This window comes from Aeromonas sp. S15(2024) (assembly GCF_041402265.1).
GTDB lineage: Bacteria > Pseudomonadota > Gammaproteobacteria > Enterobacterales > Aeromonadaceae > Aeromonas > Aeromonas dhakensis.
In genome coordinates, this window is record NZ_JBGLQY010000005.1 from 137,085 (window position 1) to 154,678 (window position 17,594).

Consider the following 17,594-nt stretch of genomic DNA (forward strand, 5'->3'; position numbering starts at 1 on the left):
GCCCATAAGTAAAACCCAATCCTCCCAGGTGCCGGTTCCGGGCCGCCCCGCCGCGCCAGGGTGCCGCTGGCTACACTTCAGAAAACCTCTCAAGGCGGAGCGACCCGACCATGACCCGATCCCCCACCCTGCCCCTCTTGCTGCTGCTCGCCCTGCTGGGGCTGACCAGCCTGGGGCTCTCCCGCGCCGATCCCCAGGCCGCCCCCGCCGCCAAACCGGTGCGCATCATCAACGCCCACCTCGGCGAACTGCCTGGGCTGATCAATGCCGACAAGACGGGTCCTTTCGTCGATCTGGTGCGCGCCATCGACGATCTCTATCCGGATATCAGCATCCGGATCACCATCTATCCTCTCGCCCGGGCCATGGCCGGGGTGATCGCCGGCACCGCCGACTTCAGCCTGCCCGCCATCCGCAACCTGCAGGATGCCGACCTGCTGCCCTATCGCTTCAGCACCCGCAGTTTCGGCAAGGTGACCCACGTGCTCTACAGCAATACCGACCACATCATCACCCCCGACATGGCCTACGGCATAGTGCCCACCAAGCGGGATCTGCTGATCGAGGCGACCCCCGGCTTTCTGCCCATTCCACTGCAGCGGTCGATGAGCATAGAGCAGTCCCTGCGCAAGCTCTCCCGCGGTCGCATCGATGCCTTCATCTGGGCCCAGGAGGAGGCCGACCTGATGTTGCGCCGGCTCAAGCTCAGCAACATCCATCGGGAACATCTGGGGGATTTCGAGGATGTCTTCATCATCGCCAAGGGGCCCGCCGGCGACGAGATGGATCGCTTCCTCGGCGAGGCGATTGACCGGCTCGCCGCCTCCGGCAAGCTGGCCGAGATCTACGCCAGGTTGCACCGTCCCTATGTGGAGTGGCAACTCAAGCCCTCATCGCAGCCAGTCGCCACGTCCCCCTGACGGCAGCCGCCCATAAAAAAATCCCGCCGGGGCATGGCCCCGGCGGGATTTTTGTCGACCCGACGCGATTACAGCACGGCCAGGGCGGCGGCGTAGTTCGGCTCGTCGGCGACTTCGGCCACCAGCTCGCTGTGCAGCACCTTGTCGTGCTCATCCAGCACCACGATGGCGCGGGCAGCCAGACCCACCAGCGGGCCGGAGGAGAAGGCCACGCCGTAGTCCTGCAGGAAGGAGACGCCACGCAGGGTGGACAGGTTCACCACCTTGTCCAGACCCTCGGCGCCGCAGAAGCGGGCCTGGGCGAACGGCAGGTCGGCGGAGATGCACAGCACCACGGCGTTGTTCAGGCTGCTTGCCTGCTCGTTGAACTTGCGCACTGAGGTGGCGCAGGTCGGGGTATCGACGCTCGGGAAGATGTTCAGGATTTTGCGCTGACCGGCGAAGTTCGCCAGGGTCACGTCACAGAGATCCTTGGCCACCAGGGAGAAGGGCTTGGCCTGTTCGCCGGCAACCGGGAAGTGGCCGGCGACGGAAACCGGGTTGCCTTGCAGAGTAACGGTATTGCTCATGTTATGTCCTTGATTATCGAGGGAGGATCAGGGCCTCCAGTATAGGCCCGCCGGGCGGGGACAAACACCCGCCAATCACAGGGATATAGGATCGCCAAAGCACCCGTCTGGAGGAGCAGAGAGAAAGGGGGTTGACCTTGGACTTAACACCAAGGTTTACACTCGGCTCAGTCATCCAGGATCCCGCAGGGGCGGGGTCCCTCAAGAGGAACGCACCATGAGCAAATCCTGCTGCAGCCATCAGCACGCCGCCCCCATCAAGGCCGTCAGCAAGGCGGCCGCCTCCCAGGCCGAGCACAGCCACACCAGCCACTGCTGTGACAACACGGCAACGGCCAGTTGCGCGGCCACCCCGGCTCCCCACGATCATCAGGCGCGCGGGGTCGCCGACGTCCCCGGCGACGAAGAGCCCCCCAGAGGGGGCTGCTGCACCGACACCAAACACGACCACGGCCATCACCATGAGCAGGGTCATGCGCACGATCACGCCTCCGCCGCGGACGAGCCGCCGCTGGACGCCCCCGAGCAGAACAGCCGCCGCCACAGCTGGCAGGTGCTGGGGATGGACTGCCCCAGTTGCGCCCGCAAGATAGAGACGGCCGTCAGCCGGGTGAGCGGCGTGCAGCAGGCCCGCGTGCTGTTTGCCACCGAGAAGCTGGTGGTGGATCTGGCCCCCGGCCTCTCCCCCGATCCCGTCACCGCCGCCGTGCTGGCCGCCGGCTTCCAGCTCAAGGGCGAGCGCGCCGCCAAGCCGGAGTCTGGCCGCGAACGCGGCCCGCTGCAGACCCTGCTCAGCAAATATTGGCAACCGCTGTCGCTGGCCGGCCTGATGCTGGTAGCGGCCCTGCTGCCGAGCCAGATCGGTCAGCCACTGTTTACCCTGGCCACCCTGTGGGGGCTGTGGCCCATCTCTCGCAAGGCGTGGGCGCTGACCAAGAGCGGCTCCCCCTTCGCCATCGAGACCCTGATGACGGTCGCCGCCGTGGGGGCCCTGTTCCTCGGTGAAACCGCCGAAGCGGCCATGGTGCTGCTGCTGTTCATGCTGGGCGAACACCTGGAGGCCTACGCCGCCGGCCGCGCCCGCGCCGGGGTCACCGCCCTGATGGCGCTGGTGCCCGACAAGGCGCTGCGCATCCGCACCACTGCCGAGGGCGAGGTGCGGGAAGAGGTGGCTGCCGATGAACTGCGTCCAGGCGACATCATCGAAATCGCCCCGGGCGCCCGTCTGCCGGCCGATGCCCGCCTGCTCGACGCCCTCGGCGCCTTTGACGAGAGCGCCCTGACCGGCGAATCCATCCCGGTGGAGCGCCGCCAGGGTGACAAGGTGCCCGCCGGCAGTCTGGCGGCGGATCGGGTGCTGCGCCTCGAGGTGGTGTCAGAGCCCGGCAACAACGCCATCGACCGCATCCTGCATCTCATCGAGGAGGCCGAGACCCAGCGCGCCCCCATCGAGCGCTTCATCGACCGCTTCAGCCGCTGGTATACCCCGGCCATGATGCTGGTCGCCCTGCTGGTGGTGCTGGTACCGCCACTCGCCTTCGGTCAGAGCTGGGACGAGTGGGTCTATCGCGGGCTGGCGCTGCTGCTGATCGGTTGCCCCTGCGCCCTGGTCATCTCCACCCCGGCGGCGGTCACCTCGGCGCTGGCGGCAGCCACCCGGCAGGGGGCCCTCATCAAGGGGGGCGCCGCGCTGGAGCGCCTCGCCCACATCGATACCCTGGCCTTTGACAAGACCGGCACCCTGACTCTGGGCAAGCCGCAGCTGACCGAACTGGTGAGCCTCAATGGCCAGCCTGAGGCCGAGCTGCTGGCGCTGGCGGCGGCCATCGAGCAGGGCTCCCACCACCCGCTGGCCCGCGCCGTGGTGATGGCGGCCGGCGAACGGGGCCTCAGCCCCGCTGCGGCCCAGGAGCTGCGCGCCCTGCCCGGTATGGGGGTGGAAGGTCGCATCGACGGCACCCTCTGGCAGTTGCTGGCACCGAGCCGGGTCGCCACCCTGGATGCGGCGATGCAGGCCCGGGTTGCCACCCTGGAGCAGCAAGGCAAGACGGTGGTGGTGCTCGGTCAGCCTGATGCCGCTCCGGCCGCCCTGCTGGCTCTGCGCGACCAGATCCGCCCCGAGGCGGCCCCGGCCCTGCGCGAGCTGAGCGAGCTTGGCCTGCAAAGCATCATGCTGACCGGTGACAACCCCCGCGCCGCCGAGGCCATCGCCGGCGAGCTCGGCATGGGCTGGCGCGCCGGCCTGTTGCCGGAGGGCAAGGTCGATGAGATCGCCAAGCTCGGTCTGACGCAAAAGGTTGCGATGATCGGCGACGGCATCAACGACGCGCCGGCCATGAAACGGGCCAGCATCGGCATCGCCATGGGGGGCGGCACCGACGTGGCGCTGGAGACCGCCGATGCGGCGCTGACCCACAACCAGCTCGGCGGGGTCGCCGCCATGATCCGGCTCTCCCGCGCGGCACTGGCCAACATCCACCAGAACATAGCGCTGGCGCTGGGGCTCAAGGCCATCTTCCTGGTCACCAGCCTGCTCGGCATCACCGGCCTGTGGATTGCGGTGCTGGCCGATACCGGCGCCACCGCCCTGGTCACCGCCAACGCCCTGCGCCTGCTGCGCAAGCGCTAAGCCGGCCGTTAACGGCACAACTTAAAGCCTCCCCCAGTGGGCGGCTTTTTTATTGCACCGCCTTCGACGGCAAAGAAAAAGCGCGGCTGCCGGTCGGCAGTCGCGCTTTGCTTACTCTCTCGGTGTTATCCCACCCTTGGCAAGGTGGAATTCAACCCTGGGCTGCCGAGCCAGCCCCGGGCTCGATGGGAATGACTACTTGGCGCTGCACTCCTGGATCACCGCGGTACCCGCCTTGGCACCGGCCGGGTCAACCTTCACCAGCACGCTCCACAGCCCTTGCGGCAAGGTGATGCTGTTGTTGGCGCTACCCGCCTGGGAGAAGGCGAACGGGTAACCGGTCTCCGCCTTCAGCGCACCGCCACCGTTGAGCAGGTACTCCTTGCTCCAGTCCTCATTGGCCACCTTGAACTCGGTGCTGCCGGTGTAGTTGAAGGCCGCCTGATAGATGGCGAGATCGCCATCCATCCCCTTGTAGCTCAACTGGTACTGGGGCTGAGCGGCCCAGCCGGAGAGCTCGCCCTTGACGAACAGGTTGTAGCCGAGCGGATTGCCCGCCACCGTGTCCAGCACCTTGCAGCTCTGCACCGGCTCGGTGAAGCTGACGCTCAGGGTGGGCTTGTCCTTGTTCATGGCGGTAAACACGAACTTGTAGCTGCCCGCCTTGGCCAGATCGAGCCCGATGTTGCCGGTATCGCCACCCTTGCAGAGGGTCAGCGGGGTGCCGACCACCAGCTTGTCACCGGCGTTGCAGCTGCCGTAGTTGAGGGGACCCCAGCTGGCATCCGCGATCTTGACGTTGGTGGTGCCCAGCTTGTCGCTGCTCACCTCGGTGGTGAACTCGTACATGAAGTTGCTGGTGAAGGTCATCTGGTTGGTGTTGCCCCACTCATCGAGGAACCCCTTCAGATAGACGGCGGTGTCACCGAACGGCGGTACCGTACTCAGGTCAGTCTTCTTGCCGACCGGCAGGCCGCTGCCCTGGGCACCGCTCTGCGGCTTGACGAACACCGCCGCCGACCAGGCCCCCAGGGTCAGGGTACCGCCATTGACGGCGGCATCGCGGGCGATGCTCTCGCCGCCGTGGTGGGCCGGGCTCAGCTGCAGGCTGGTCAGATCGATGGGCTGATCGTTGCCGTCACGGAAGTCGCTGATGCTCTGGGGAGCATTGGTGGCGTTGATCATCACCACCAGGCCGTCGATGGCCGGATCCAGATCCGCACCCGCATTGACGCCGTCATCCACCGTCATCACGATGAGGCCGGGCACCTGATCCGGGCCGGTATTGCGAAAATCGACCCGCTTGATCACCTCGGCGCCACTGCCCAGACGCAGCAGACGGGAGGATTGACGCAGCTCGGCCAGCTCCTGATAGAAGCCCACCATGGTCGCCATGTCGGCACCGCTCGGCTTGACGTGCTTGCCGAGCACCTGCTCGATCAGCGGATAGTTGTCGCCATCCTTGTCCTTGCGCGGCAGCCCCTTGTCGAAGTTGTTGTCGGCCAGGGTGTAGTCGACCCGGTTGTACCAGTCACCGGAGTCGTAGCTGTCCCGCTCCATGGATTTGGAGCGCAGCAGCTCGACACCGGCGTGGGTGAAGGGAATGCCCTGCCCCAGCATGGCGGTGGCGAGCGATACCCCCTGCATCCGCACCAGATCGGCCCCTTGCGGCGCCTTGTAGATCAGGTTGTCGAACAGGGTCTGGTTGTCGTGCTTGTCGACGTAGTTCTGGATTTCGGTCGGATCCTGGGCATAGCCCGCCGGCTGACCGTTGTAGTCGATGTCGGCCCCCTTCTTCGGCATCCCGTCCTTGTCGGTCAGAATGAAGTCCTTCAGGTTGCCGGCCATGCCGAGGCGCACCAGGTCGCTCTGATGCAGGGCGGTGGCGCGATCGACGCCGTCCATCTCGTTGGCATCCACCAGGGCGCCGTTGCCAAAGCCCTGGGTCTTGCGAATGGTGTCGCCGCCGTCGAACGGACTGCCACCGCGCACCGCATCCCGCAGCCGGTCGGAGAAGGAGCCGATGCCGGTGCCGGCCAGGTGTTTCTGGGTCGCCTGCACGAAGCGCTTGTCATCCTGCACCTCGCCGAAGTTCCAGCCCTCGCCGTAGAAGTACATCTCCGGGTTGACCTTCTTCACCGCAGCCAGCGCCTGCACCATCTGATCTTTCGGGTGGTGGCCCATCAGGTCGAAGCGGAAGGCATCGATCTTGTAGTCGCGGGCCCAGGTGACCAGGGAGTCATCCATCAGCTTGGCGAACATGGCGTGTTCCGGCGCCGTGTTGGAGCAGCAGGTGGAGTTCTCCACCGAGCCGGTCTCCGGATTGAGGCGCTGATAGTACCAGGGCACTATCTTGTCGAGCACCGACTTGGGCCCCAGGCCCGCCTCGTTGGTGTGGTTGTAGACCACGTCCATCACCACGTTCATGCCGATGTTCTGCTTGATGGCCTTGACCATTTCGCGGAACTCCAGGATGCGCTGGCTGCCCTCGGCGTTGGTGGCGTAGGAGCCTTCCGGGGTGGTGTAGTGGTAGGGATCATAACCCCAGTTGAAGGAGTCGACGCCGCGCAGGTAACCGTAAAGCTCCTGCACCTGCGGGTTCTCCTTGCTGTCGCCCCCTTGCAGATCGCCGAGCACGGCTGCGATGGTCTGGCCGCTGCTGCAGTAGCCGGCAAACTTGGAGTTCTGTACCTCGGGGTTGACCTGGCACAGCTTGCCGAAGTCGTCGCCGATGTTGGCGACCTTGGCCGGATCCTCGTTGACGGTGGCGATGTCGAACACCGGCAGCAGGTGCAGGTGGCTGACGCCGCTCTTGGCCAGCGCCTGCAGGTGCTTGACCGGCGCCGTGTCGGTATCGGTCAGGCCGAGAAACTTGCCGCGGTGCTCGGCCGGGGTGGAGTCGTCGTTGCCGGTCAGATCGCGGACATGGGCCTCATAGATGGTGATGTCGGCGGGGTTCTGCTGGCTGTGGGGCGCCTTCAGGCTGTCCCACCCTTCCGGCTTGAGGGCCGGATCGTCGAGATCCACCACCTGGCTGAACTCGGAGTTCATCGCCAGGCTCAGGGAGTAGGGGTCGGTCACCTGATAGGATTCCAGCTTGCGGCTGACCGGGTGATAGACCTGGATGTCGTAGCGGTAGAACTTGCCCACCAGCTCGCTGCCCCCCTGCACGCTCCAGCTGCCGCTGGCCTCGTCCAGGGTCATGGTGCGCTCGCCGAGCGACTTGTGCTGCTCGTCGAACAGCGCCAGCTTGACCGATCTTGCGGTCGGCGCCCACAGCCGGAAGGTGACATTGCCCCCCTCCACCACGGCGCCATAGGTCAGCTTGGTGGCCACCTCGCTGTAGAGGGCATCGAGGGCGCCGGCGCTCTGCACCAGGGTCGCCCCCTGCAGAATACCGTCGGCATCGGTGCCGATGGCCACCAGTTCACCCTTGAGCAGCGGCTTGAGATCTTTCCCGGCCGGCAGGGCGAAGGCGGCGGCATCCTTGAGATGCGGATACTTGGCCTGCTGCTCGGCAGTCAGGCTGGTCGGGGTAAGGGTGATGTAGGGGAAGTCGAACACCCCTTCCGCGTTGGCCTTGATGGTGCCGGAGTCGGTGTAGTAGAGACGGACATGGGGCTTGTCCTTGCCCCCTTGCCAGATCAGGGTGTTGCCGTCGATCAGGTGGGCACTGGCCCCCGCCACGCCGAAGGCGGCGGTGAAAGCCTCGGCCCGGCTGCCGAAGATCTCGTTCTTGCCGGCGACGATGGCCACGGTGCGGTCCGGATGATCGCTGAAGACCACCTTCATGTCGCTGCCGGTCAGGTTGGCCAGATCGCCGTTGCGGGCGATAAAGTTGATGCACCCTTCCACCTTGCTGAGGGGCACCACCCAGCTCGGACCGAAGCCGTCGACCGCGGCCGGGGTGTTGGCCTTGTCGTCCCAGCCCGCGTTGAGGCCGCTCTCGGCGGTGGCGTTGCAGGCGTCGTTGTTCCACAGGTGCAGGCTGTAGTTGGCGAAGGGGCCAGTGACCCCGCGGGCGGCGCTGGTCTGGGTATCCACCAGGGCGATCACCGCCTGATCGGGCCCGGCCACCAGCTGTTCGGCCGGGGGTTGTACATTGGGCAGACGGGCGACTGGGCCGTCCGAGGGTTCCGGGGTGGGGGAAGTGCTGTTGTCATTGCAGCCGGACAAAAGCGCGAGCAGTGAGGCTGTTACCAGCGCCACCTTGGTCTTTTTCATATCCATTTTTTTATAATTCCCGCTGTAGTTAGTCTCGATATTCGAGTACCCGGTCATTGCCGAGCGGGGCCATATTAATCAGCTGAAATCGTTTCAAATGTGAGCAGGAAGGCAAAAAAGTTAACCTCTTTCAACAAGATAACGTTTTCATAACGAAAATCGGATCGGGCTCACAGACCCGTCGTCCGTTTCGGCCCATACCAGCGGAAGGCGCGTCCAATTTCGGAAAAAAAGATTTCCGATCAAATGGATAAGTGAACAAGAGCGAGCAAAGGAGCAACCGGAGATGAAACGGATTGAGGAGCAGGCCAGGCGGCTGGATCAGGAGTATCAGGGGATTGCCCAGCTGTTCGACCAGTTCTGCCAGCAGGCGGGCACCCTGGCCGAGCAGTACCACTTCTTCAACTGGCCGGATTACGAGGATACCCCGCCCCTCGCCCGCGCCTTCACCCTGCTGGGGGAGCCACGGGAGCTGCGGCTGCGCTGCCAGCCGGGAGAGCGCGGCAGCCTGAGCGGTCTCATCCAGGTGTGCGGCGAGGATGGCACCGTCCACGCCAGCCTCGGCTTTCATCCCGACGGCCAACTGCAGCTGGAGTCGGGCCGGCTGCTGGACAATCCGCCCGGGCTGCTGCTCAAGCTGCTGCTCGGCGCCATCTGGCAGCACAAACCGGACGATATGCAGGGCCCGCCGCACTGATCCAGAAAACAGGAAGGGGCCTTGGCCCCTTCCTGCTGTTGCGGGCGACCCACCGGCCAGGATCAGGGGGTGCCCACCTCTATGGTGACGTGCACCAGCTCCTCGTGGATGGCGAGCCGGGCGCGGATCTCGCTGGCGGAGAGCGGCGCCGCCATCAGCAGGGAGAGCACGCAGGCATACTGCTGCTGGCCCACCCGCCAGACGTGCAGATCGCGGATCTCGGTCTGTGGCAGCTCGGCTATCACCTCGCGGATCTCTGCCACCAGCGGCGCATCCATCTCGGCATCCAGCAGCACCCGGCCGGAGTCGCGCAGCAGCCCCCAGGCCCACACCGCCACCAGCACGGCGCCCACTATGCCCATCAGAGGATCGAGCCAGTCGGCCCCCCACAGCATGCCCCCCACCAGCGCCAGAATCGCCAGCACCGAGGTGGCCGCATCCGCCAGCACGTGGATGTAGGCGGCGCGCAGGTTGAGATCCTGATGGCCGTGATGATCGTGTGAGTGATCGTGATGATCATGATGGTGGTCGTGGTGATGGTGGTGATGACCGTGATCGTCCTTGAGCAGCCAGGCACAGGCCAGGTTCACCAGCAGGCCGACGATGGCGATGGCGATGGCCTGCTGGTAGTGGATCGGGCTGGGATCCAGCAGCCGGAACACCGACTCGAACAGCATCATGCCGGCCACCCCCACCAGCAAGAGGGCGCTGGTGAACCCCCCCAACACCTCGATCTTCCAGGTGCCGAAGCTGAATCTGTGGTCGCGGGCGAAGTGGCGGGCGGCGCGGTAGGCCAGCACCGACAGGCCGAGCGCCAGCGCATGGGAGCTCATGTGCCAGCCGTCGGCCAGCAGTGCCATGGAGTTGTAGAACCAGCCGCCACCGATCTCCGCCACCATCATGATGACGGTCAGCAGCACGGCCCAGCGGGTCTTCTGTTCGGCCAGCGGATTCCCTTCGTGAACGACGGGTTGGTGGCAGTGGGATGAGGCGAGGGATGACATGGATTTCTCCTGAGGACGAGCATGCAATATACTATACCCCAGTATAGTTTTATTGATCGAGAGGATCCTGCATGTCACACACCATTCACGGCAAGAAGAAGCTGTTGGCGCGGGTGCGCCGCATCAAGGGGCAGGCAGGGGCACTGGAGAGCGCGCTGGAGCAGGAGAGCGACTGCGCCGCCATCTTGCAGCAGATCGCCGCCATTCGCGGCGCCGTCAACGGCCTGATGCTGGAGGTGCTGGAGGGCCACATGCGCGAACATCTCGGCGCCGAAGAGGCGACCCCGGCCGAGCGGCTGGAGGATCTGGATCAGGTGGTGCGGGTGTTGCGATCCTATCTGAAGTAAGGCCGGTGGAGGGGGCCGCGAGCGGCCCGCCTCATCCCGTTTACGGCTGGGCGGCATCGCTCCGCCAGCCCCCTCCCCTTTCAGACTTGAGCCCTCGCCGGCTTTACGCCATGATGACCGCCGATCATTGATCGCCATACTCTGGATTCCATTTCGCAAGGACCCCCCATGTTTGAACACGTCGATGCCTATGCTGGCGACCCCATCCTGACCCTGGTCGAGACCTTCCACAAAGACACCCGCGAGCAGAAGGTGAACCTGGGGATCGGCCTCTATTACGACGAGCTGGGACGCATTCCGCTGCTGGCCTCGGTGCAGCAGGCCGAAGCGCAGCGCGCCGCCGCCCCAGCCCCGCGCCCCTACCAGCCGATGGAAGGCGCAGCCAACTACCGCACCGCGGTGCAGCACCTGCTGTTCGGTGCCGACCACGAAGCGGTCAAGGCGGGTCGCATCGCCACCATCCAGACCATCGGCGGCTCAGGCGCGCTGAAGATCGGCGCCGATCTGCTCAAGCGCTACTTCCCGACCTCAGAGGTGTGGGTCAGCAATCCCACCTGGGACAACCACAAGGCGATGTTCGAGGGCGCCGGCATCAAGGTGCACGACTACCCCTACTACGATGCGGCCACCGGCGGCGTGCAGTTTGACGCCATGATCGACTGCCTGAGCGCCCTGCCGGCGAAAAGCATCGTGCTGCTGCACCCCTGCTGCCACAACCCGACCGGGGTGGATCTCTCCCGCGCCCAGTGGGACCAAGTCATTACACTCGTGGTTGAACGCCAGCTGATCCCCTTTATGGATATCGCCTATCAGGGCTTTGGCGACGGGCTGGAAGAGGATGCCTACGCCATTCGCGCCATGGTGGCCGCCGGCGTCAGCTTCTTCGTCAGCAACTCCTTCTCCAAGAACCTCTCCTTCTACGGCGAGCGCTGCGGCGGCCTGTCGGTCATCTGCCAGGATGCCGAAGAGGCGGGTCGGGTACTTGGCCAGATGAAGGCCACCGTGCGCCGCAACTACTCCAGCCCCCCCACCCACGGCGGCCAGATCACCGCGGCGGTGATGAGCCAGCCCGAACTGCACGCCATGTGGGTCGGTGAAGTGACCGAGATGCGCACCCGCATCAAGGCCATGCGCCAGAAGCTGTTCGAGGTGCTGAGCGCCAAGGTGCCGGGCCGCGACTTCAGCTACTTCATCAACCAGCGCGGCATGTTCAGCTACACCGGCTTCACCCCGGAGCAGGTGGACCGCCTGCGCGAGGAGTTCGCCGTCTATCTGGTGCGCTCCGGTCGCATGTGCGTGGCGGGCCTCAACAGCCGCAACGTCGACTATGTGGCCGACGCCATGGCCGCCGTGCTCAAGGGCTAAGCCCGCAGCCCCGCTCAGGCGGGGCTTTTTGTTTGTCCCGTTTGCTTGTGGAGTCCCTATGAACCTGATCGCGCCGTCTCCATTGCACCATCCGGCCCGCCTCGTCTCGCAGCAGGAGGCCTCATGGATCTGATCGCGCTGTCGCGACTGGGCGGCCGCCACCTGGTTACCCTGCACCTGCTGCTCGACAGCCAGAGCGTCACCCGCACCGCCGAGCGGCTCTGCACCACTCCCTCCACCGTCAGCAAGACCCTCAACCAGTTGCGGGATCTGCTCGGCGATCAGCTGCTCTACCGCCAGGGCAACCAGCTGTTGCTGACCCCGTTCGCCGAGCGGCTCGGCCCCACCCTGCACCGGCTGTTGAGCGAGCTCAACGGCCTCACCGGCCAGGGCGGCTTCGATCCCGCCAGCTGGCAGGGGCAGCTGAAATTTGCCCTGCGCGAGAGCGGCATGGTCTGGCCCATGGGGCCCATCCTGGCGCAGCTGATGCGCGAGGTGCCGGGCCTGGTGCCCGACATTCGCAACAAGGATGAGCAGGGGCTGGCGGCCCTGGCGGCGGGCAAACTCGACTTCGTGATCCTGCCCCACGATCAGAGCCAGCCCCTGCCCCGCCAGCAAGGGCTGGTGTGGGAGACGCTGCGCGAGGACAAGCTGGTCTGCCTGCTGCGCGCGGATCACCCGGCGCTGGCGCGGCCCTGGGATCTCGATGCCTATCTGAGCTGGCGCCATATCGCCATTCGTGATCAGGAGCTGGCCAACCCCTTCTTCGAGCAGAGCCTGGCCCAGTTGCAGGTGCGCCGGCAGATCGCCGCCATCCTGCCCGATTTTGGCAGTGCGGCGACCCTGCTGCGCCAGAGCGATCTGATCCTCACCGCCGTCAACGGCTGGGCCGAGCAGGCGGTCCCGCAAGGGCTGGTGAGCAGGCCGGTACCGTTTGATTACGGCGCCGTCACCCACAGCCTGGTGTGGTACGGCCCGGCCGGAGAGGAGCCGGCGCGGCGCTGGTTTCGCCAGCGGATCCTGCAGCTGGCCCGCGAGCTGGCATGATGAGGGCCGTACCCGGCACAACCTGTGCCGGGTACGACCGTACTCAGGGTTTCTTGGTGTAGATGGGACCGGGGAAAGGAGAGACGTTGCTGCCCAGCTCGGTGATGCGGGCAGCCCCCTGCTTGCGCACCTGATCGACCCGCAGCACGTGGTGCATGGGGATCATGGTGCGATTGACGTCGGCAAATTCACTCTTCAACTTCTCGTGGCTGGGGTCGACGATAAGCGCAGTGTGGTTGTCCCACACGAAGTTGGCGATCTCGATAAAGCCGAACAGCTGACCCTGGCTCACTTCCCTGACATAGACTTCGTAACGCTCGTTGTGGCAAATGAACTGCACTCGATATAAGGCGTTGGATTCACTCATGTTCGTCTGTTGATGGTGGGCGATTGACCCATTCTAGCCGCCACCTCGCAGAGCTCAAATAGACAGCAATCACAGTTACGTCATCTCAAGACTCAGGCAGCAAAAAAGCCGGCCAGCTCGTCGCAACCTTCATCAATAAACATGAAACTCCTTTGCGATCAGTGCATTGAATAAATCTTTCAGAGCAAGGGCGGCAGAGTGACGGGGCCAAGCCCCGCCGCCGCCAGCGCCGCGGCCAGTTGCTCCAGCTCCTCTCGCGTCGCCTCTGGCCAGCCCTGCGCCGTCCCGCGCACGCCGTGATGGCGAAAGCCGTTGAGGCGGATGGGCACGGGCCCCAGAGAGTGCAAGAAGGCGGCGAGCCCGCCATCCAGCGTGCCGTCGGCGGCGAGATAATCGCTCTGCCCCGGCACCTGCAGCAGGCGCACCTCCGCCAGCTTGCCCGCCTGCGCCAGCAGTTGCAGCGAGGCCAGCACCCGCTCGCGGCAATAGCCGGTCAGCGTGTGATGCACAGAGTCGTGCCACCCCTTGAGGTCGATCATGGCGCCGTCCAGCACCGGCAGCAGCCGCTGCCAGCCTGCCTCGGCGAGCGAACCGTTGCTGTCGAGCAGGCAGCCGAGATGGGCCAGATCCGGCGCCCCCTTGATGGCCGTGAACAGCGCGATCACGAACGGCAGCTGGGTGGTGGCCTCACCGCCGGAGACGGTAATGCCGGTCAGCAACGGGCCGTAGCGGCGCAGCAAGGCCAGCACCTCGGCCACCGTCATGGTGGCGGTCTTGGGGCTGGCGCTGCGGGGGCACACATCGAGACAGGCATCGCAATCGGTGCAGCACGCCGCCTGCCAGCTGACCCTTCCTTCGTGCAGGGTCAGGGCCCCGCTCGGACAGCCCGGCACACAGTCACCGCAGTGATCGCAGAGGCCGATGGTGTGCGGGTTGTGACAGCCGGGGCAGGCGAAGTTGCAGCCCTGCAGAAACAGCACCAGCCGGTTGCCGGGGCCGTCCACGCAGGAGAAGGGCAGCCAGCGGCTCACCGTCGCACAGCGCGCCGCCCCTGCCCGCCTGCCGCACTCAGTAGTCACACAGGGTCGCCTCGCGTCCCACCACCCGCGGCGCCCGCTGGCGGATCCCGGTCAGCTCGCTCGCCTCGGCGCCGAGGCAGGTGGTCTGCAGCCGCGAGCCTTCTGCCGCGAAGCGGGCCACGTCGCTCTTGCGGATCATGTAGCCGGTCACCCGCACCAGGTCGCTGTCCGCCACGTTGGCGGTGAACTCGCGCATGCCGATGGCGAGCGCCCCCTTGCAGAGCTGCAGCAGCGCCTGCGGGTTCTGGCGGATGGTGGGATCCAGGGTGAGGATCTCGCTGATCCCGGAGTGATAGAAGCCGTGGTGGGGCGCCAGCGCCAGCATGTGGCTGGCGGGATCCGGCTCCTCGCCATAGGGGATGCGCACCCCGGGGGTCACCCCGCGATCCACGCTGAGCCCACCCTGGGAGTGGAGCAGGGCGCGGCCGCCCCAGGCGTGGCGCTGCGGCGTTTCGCTCACGTGGCGGGCGAGCTGGGCCGAGATGCGATAGCCCAGCTGGTTCGCCTCCTCGTCACGGCCGTAGCGCTCCGGCAGATTCTCCTTGTCCATCAGAAGGTTGACCGCCTCGGCCATGCCGTAGATACCAAACATGGGCACGAAGCGCCCCTCCTCCAGCAGCCCCTCCTGCACCAGGAAGCTGTCGAAAAAGCCGGACTCCTGATGCAGGAAGGCGGCCCGCGCCTCGATCAGACGGGAGGCGAGGCGGCAGTAGTGGGGCAGCAGGCAGCCCAGGAAGTCGTCGATGCCGTGGGCCTGCTCGGCCACCCGCTTGAGGGAGACCCGTACCAGGGTATTGGCGCCGCCCGCCTGGGGCAGGGCGTTGTAGCAGCTGACGATGCCGAAGCCGCGCTCGTCGAAGGTGTTGCGATGCAGCGGGTAGTTGGCGATGTGGGGCTTGCTGCAGGCCGCTATGTTCTGCACCCCCTGCAGCAGCAGGCTGTCCGGGGTCTGCGCCGGATCGTGGAACAGGGTGAGGTTGGGGGCCACCTGCTTGAGCTCGCCGTCGATGCGCAGGATCAGGCGGCAGAGCCGGTTGTCGTCCGGGCCGATATTTACGTGCATGAAAGCATCCGGCAGTACCCGGTCCAGGTAGATCCAGAACCCCTTCAGCTTACGATAGAGCGCCTCGTCATCCAGCTCACCGACGAAGGGCAGCAGCAGGTGGTCGAGCCGGCCCAGCCAGACCGGCATGCCGGTGACGGAAGGCACGTGGTGGTAGAGGATGCGCAGGGCATCGAGCGCCTCGTCAAAATCCTGCGGCGGTGCCAGCTCCAGCCAGGCGGAGCCCTGGCGCAGAAACTTCTCGTAATCCGGCAGCACATAGCGCGGCTTGTAGGGAGCGTGTCCCTCGAACATGTCGCAGACAAAGCCCTTGGCCATCGCCTCGCTCACCTCGGCGGGCAGCTCGGAATAGGGCAGCGCATTCTCGGCGGCCAGCGCCAGGGAGTGGCTCTTCTGGGCTGGTGACAACAGGGGATCGCGCACGATGCGCTGGCAGGTTTCGGTGAAGGACATGGCTCGCTCCTCGACGGATGGGAGCTAAATCCTCACACTTGGGAGGTGTTTTTTGAAGTGACATTCACAACATGGCGGATATCCAATGAAGACATCCGCCATGCAGGATCACGGGCCTAGCCCAGCCAGGGCAGCAGCTGGGCCACGCCCCCCTGCCAGCGCAGCAGGAAGAAGCCCCCCATGCCGACCACCACCACCAGCAGGGTCGGCAGCCGCAGCAGGGTCAGCGCCGTCACCAGCAGGGTGGCGACCAGGTAGTCCGGATCCCAGCTCAGCCCAGTGCCCGGCTGATAGCTGAAGACGATGGGCAGCCAGATGGCGGTCAGCACCGACTGGGCCGAGAAGCTGAGGAAGGCCCCCATCTCGGCGCCTGGCTGATAGCGGGTCAGCCGCGAGAAAAAGGCGAAGCGGTTGAAGAAGGTGATCAGGGCCAGCAGGCCTATCATCAGCCAGCTCATAATTACCTCCTCATCCGGTGCAGCACATAACCCACCAGCATGCCGGAGAGCGCCGAGATGATGATGTAGACCTCCGCCAGCAGCGGCTTGGTGAGCAGCGCCATGGCCCCGCTCACCAGGGTGGCCGCCACCATGGGCAGGTTCTTCATGGCGGGAATGGTCATGGCGATGAAGGTGGCGGCGATGGCGAAGTCCAGCCCCATCTGATCCAGCCCGTCGATGTACTGGCCGGCGGCGATGCCGAGCAGGGTCGCCACATTCCAGAACAGATAGAAGACGAAGCCGGCGATGAGCGCGTAGGCCGGATCGAAGCGGCCGCTGCGCTCCCTGTCTTTGAGCGCCACCGCGAACATCTCGTCAGTCAGGAAGAAGGCGAGACTGGCGCGCCAGCGCAGGGAGAGCGGCAGCACGTCGCGGCGAAAGGTAAAGCCGTAGAGCAGGTGCTGGGAGGTGATGACGAAGGTGGAGCCCATGATGGGCAGCAGCGGCGTGCCCGCCCCGAACAGGGTGGTGGCCGAGAGCTGGGCGGCACCGGCATAGACCAGCAGCGACATCAGCTGGGCCTGCAGCGGGCTCAGCCCCACCTGCAGCGCCAGGGCGCCGCACAGGATCCCCCAGGGGATCACCGAGACGGAGAGCGGCAGAATATCGATGGAGGCGCGCCACCAGAGCGCGCGGGTACTCTCGGCCCCGACGGACGGAGAGAGGGGTGCTGACGGCATGGGATCATCCTTGTTGCGGCCACGGCGAGCCGGAAAAACTAGCACAGCACGGGGACGGATACCAAGAGGCTGCGGGTAAAGAAAGGAGGGAGCCAAAAAACAGAACGCCACCCGAAGGTGGCGCGCTGCTGAGAGTCAGGGCTGAATGATGATGGGGGTGCCGGGTTCGATGGCGTTCCACACTTCGTCCAGATCCTTGTTGAGCATGGCGATGCAGCCATTGGTCCAGTTGGACGGCTGCAGGCGGGTGTTGCCTATGCTGTTGCGCTGACCGTGGATCATGATCATGCCGCCCGGTCGCACACCCATCTCGTTGGCCGCCTTGATGTCGTCCAGATTCGGGTAGTTGATGTGGATGGCCTTGTAATAGTTGGAGTTGGTCTTCTTGTAGTCGAGGATGTAACGGCCTTCCGGCGTGCGCTGATCCCCTTCCCGCTGCTTGTGCCCCTTGGGAGCCGGACCCAGAGCGATCCAGTAGCGTTTGACCTCCTTGCCATCCTTCATCAGGGTCAGGCTATAACTCGATTTCTTCACCACCACCATATCGGCGGACAGGGTGGCAAAACTCAATGCGGGCCACAGCCCCAGCAAACACAGTAATACGGCTCTCATTCCATCCCTCGGCAAGCCTCTGGTAAGGGCTTTTCTGT

At 65.4% G+C, this 17,594-nt stretch carries 15 protein-coding genes; 6 read left to right on the top strand and 9 right to left on the bottom strand.

Going from position 1 to position 17,594, the window contains the following annotated elements:
- Positions 1-110 precede the first annotated feature (110 nt).
- Positions 111-920 (top strand): ABC transporter substrate-binding protein, encoded by an 810-nt coding sequence (locus ACB033_RS12960; RefSeq protein ID WP_371140546.1) that lies wholly within the window; start codon positions 111-113, stop codon positions 918-920.
- Positions 921-988: 68 nt separating this feature from the next.
- On the opposite strand, the gene tpx is transcribed toward ACB033_RS12960, so the two are convergent.
- The gene (gene tpx / locus ACB033_RS12965) at positions 989-1,489 is read right to left on the bottom strand and encodes a thiol peroxidase (protein ID WP_005308624.1); all 501 of its coding nucleotides are present in this window, start codon (positions 1,487-1,489) and stop codon (positions 989-991) included.
- 217 nt (positions 1,490-1,706) lie between these two features.
- On the opposite strand from tpx, the gene ACB033_RS12970 reads away from it, so the two are divergent.
- Positions 1,707-4,118 carry a zinc/cadmium/mercury/lead-transporting ATPase gene (locus tag ACB033_RS12970; protein ID WP_371140547.1) on the top strand — a complete coding sequence of 804 codons (2,412 nt, stop codon included), beginning with the start codon at positions 1,707-1,709 and terminating at the stop codon, positions 4,116-4,118.
- Between the two features lie 195 nt (positions 4,119-4,313).
- Here ACB033_RS12970 and pulA read toward each other — a convergent pair whose 3' ends face one another.
- Positions 4,314-8,348, bottom strand: a complete 4,035-nt coding sequence (pulA, locus tag ACB033_RS12975; RefSeq protein WP_139725769.1) for a pullulanase-type alpha-1,6-glucosidase — start codon at positions 8,346-8,348, stop codon at positions 4,314-4,316.
- A 280-nt stretch (positions 8,349-8,628) separates the two neighbouring features.
- On the opposite strand from pulA, the gene ACB033_RS12980 reads away from it, so the two are divergent.
- Entirely contained in the window at positions 8,629-9,039 is a 411-nt protein-coding gene (locus ACB033_RS12980; protein ID WP_010635173.1) for a hypothetical protein, read from the top strand.
- Between the two features lie 62 nt (positions 9,040-9,101).
- On the opposite strand, the gene dmeF is transcribed toward ACB033_RS12980, so the two are convergent.
- A complete protein-coding gene (dmeF, locus tag ACB033_RS12985; RefSeq protein WP_139725770.1) occupies positions 9,102-10,043 on the bottom strand; it encodes a CDF family Co(II)/Ni(II) efflux transporter DmeF in 942 nt (313 codons plus the stop codon).
- Positions 10,044-10,114: 71 nt separating this feature from the next.
- Between dmeF and ACB033_RS12990 the strand changes: the two genes are divergently transcribed.
- The 3 genes from ACB033_RS12990 (at position 10,115) to ACB033_RS13000 (ending at position 12,802) form a co-directional block, all read left to right on the top strand.
- On the top strand, positions 10,115-10,390 hold the full coding sequence (locus tag ACB033_RS12990) for a metal/formaldehyde-sensitive transcriptional repressor (RefSeq protein ID WP_005308614.1): 276 nt from the start codon (positions 10,115-10,117) through the stop codon (positions 10,388-10,390).
- Positions 10,391-10,558: 168 nt separating this feature from the next.
- Positions 10,559-11,755, top strand: a complete 1,197-nt coding sequence (locus ACB033_RS12995) for an amino acid aminotransferase (RefSeq protein ID WP_139725771.1) — start codon at positions 10,559-10,561, stop codon at positions 11,753-11,755.
- Between the two features lie 123 nt (positions 11,756-11,878).
- A complete protein-coding gene (locus ACB033_RS13000) occupies positions 11,879-12,802 on the top strand; it encodes a LysR family transcriptional regulator (RefSeq protein WP_371140548.1) in 924 nt (307 codons plus the stop codon).
- A gap of 43 nt (positions 12,803-12,845) precedes the next feature.
- Here ACB033_RS13000 and ACB033_RS13005 read toward each other — a convergent pair whose 3' ends face one another.
- The 6 genes from ACB033_RS13005 to ACB033_RS13030 all read right to left on the bottom strand — a co-directional run bounded on the left by ACB033_RS13005 (position 12,846) and on the right by ACB033_RS13030 (position 17,556).
- A complete protein-coding gene (locus ACB033_RS13005; protein ID WP_043169320.1) occupies positions 12,846-13,169 on the bottom strand; it encodes a DUF1820 family protein in 324 nt (107 codons plus the stop codon).
- A gap of 179 nt (positions 13,170-13,348) precedes the next feature.
- On the bottom strand, positions 13,349-14,200 hold the full coding sequence (locus ACB033_RS13010) for a YjjW family glycine radical enzyme activase (RefSeq protein WP_139725819.1): 852 nt from the start codon (positions 14,198-14,200) through the stop codon (positions 13,349-13,351).
- A 37-nt stretch (positions 14,201-14,237) separates the two neighbouring features.
- Complete coding sequence (locus tag ACB033_RS13015; RefSeq protein WP_139725772.1) at positions 14,238-15,764, bottom strand: YjjI family glycine radical enzyme; 1,527 nt, start codon at positions 15,762-15,764, stop codon at positions 14,238-14,240.
- 116 nt (positions 15,765-15,880) lie between these two features.
- Positions 15,881-16,222: an AzlD domain-containing protein gene (locus ACB033_RS13020; RefSeq protein ID WP_010635181.1), complete on the bottom strand. Its 342-nt coding sequence runs from the start codon at positions 16,220-16,222 to the stop codon at positions 15,881-15,883.
- 2 nt (positions 16,223-16,224) lie between these two features.
- Positions 16,225-16,944 carry an AzlC family ABC transporter permease gene (locus ACB033_RS13025; RefSeq protein WP_139725773.1) on the bottom strand — a complete coding sequence of 240 codons (720 nt, stop codon included), beginning with the start codon at positions 16,942-16,944 and terminating at the stop codon, positions 16,225-16,227.
- A gap of 135 nt (positions 16,945-17,079) precedes the next feature.
- Positions 17,080-17,556 carry a murein L,D-transpeptidase family protein gene (locus tag ACB033_RS13030; protein ID WP_005308598.1) on the bottom strand — a complete coding sequence of 159 codons (477 nt, stop codon included), beginning with the start codon at positions 17,554-17,556 and terminating at the stop codon, positions 17,080-17,082.
- Between the last annotated feature and the right edge of the window lie 38 nt (positions 17,557-17,594).

What these genes read in the sequence shown, in the direction of transcription:
- ACB033_RS13000 (WP_371140548.1), top strand. Translation starts at nt 11,879, where the DNA reads ATGGATCTGATCGCGCTGTCGCGACTGGGCGGCCGCCACCTGGTTACC.
- ACB033_RS12995 (WP_139725771.1), top strand. Translation starts at nt 10,559, where the DNA reads ATGTTTGAACACGTCGATGCCTATGCTGGCGACCCCATCCTGACCCTG.
- ACB033_RS13020 (WP_010635181.1), bottom strand. Translation starts at nt 16,222, where the DNA reads ATGAGCTGGCTGATGATAGGCCTGCTGGCCCTGATCACCTTCTTCAAC.
- dmeF (WP_139725770.1), bottom strand. Translation starts at nt 10,043, where the DNA reads ATGTCATCCCTCGCCTCATCCCACTGCCACCAACCCGTCGTTCACGAA.
- ACB033_RS12990 (WP_005308614.1), top strand. Translation starts at nt 10,115, where the DNA reads ATGTCACACACCATTCACGGCAAGAAGAAGCTGTTGGCGCGGGTGCGC.
- ACB033_RS12980 (WP_010635173.1), top strand. Translation starts at nt 8,629, where the DNA reads ATGAAACGGATTGAGGAGCAGGCCAGGCGGCTGGATCAGGAGTATCAG.
- ACB033_RS12960 (WP_371140546.1), top strand. Translation starts at nt 111, where the DNA reads ATGACCCGATCCCCCACCCTGCCCCTCTTGCTGCTGCTCGCCCTGCTG.
- ACB033_RS13030 (WP_005308598.1), bottom strand. Translation starts at nt 17,556, where the DNA reads ATGAGAGCCGTATTACTGTGTTTGCTGGGGCTGTGGCCCGCATTGAGT.
- ACB033_RS12970 (WP_371140547.1), top strand. Translation starts at nt 1,707, where the DNA reads ATGAGCAAATCCTGCTGCAGCCATCAGCACGCCGCCCCCATCAAGGCC.
- ACB033_RS13025 (WP_139725773.1), bottom strand. Translation starts at nt 16,944, where the DNA reads ATGCCGTCAGCACCCCTCTCTCCGTCCGTCGGGGCCGAGAGTACCCGC.
- pulA (WP_139725769.1), bottom strand. Translation starts at nt 8,348, where the DNA reads ATGGATATGAAAAAGACCAAGGTGGCGCTGGTAACAGCCTCACTGCTC.
- ACB033_RS13005 (WP_043169320.1), bottom strand. Translation starts at nt 13,169, where the DNA reads ATGAGTGAATCCAACGCCTTATATCGAGTGCAGTTCATTTGCCACAAC.
- tpx (WP_005308624.1), bottom strand. Translation starts at nt 1,489, where the DNA reads ATGAGCAATACCGTTACTCTGCAAGGCAACCCGGTTTCCGTCGCCGGC.
- ACB033_RS13015 (WP_139725772.1), bottom strand. Translation starts at nt 15,764, where the DNA reads ATGTCCTTCACCGAAACCTGCCAGCGCATCGTGCGCGATCCCCTGTTG.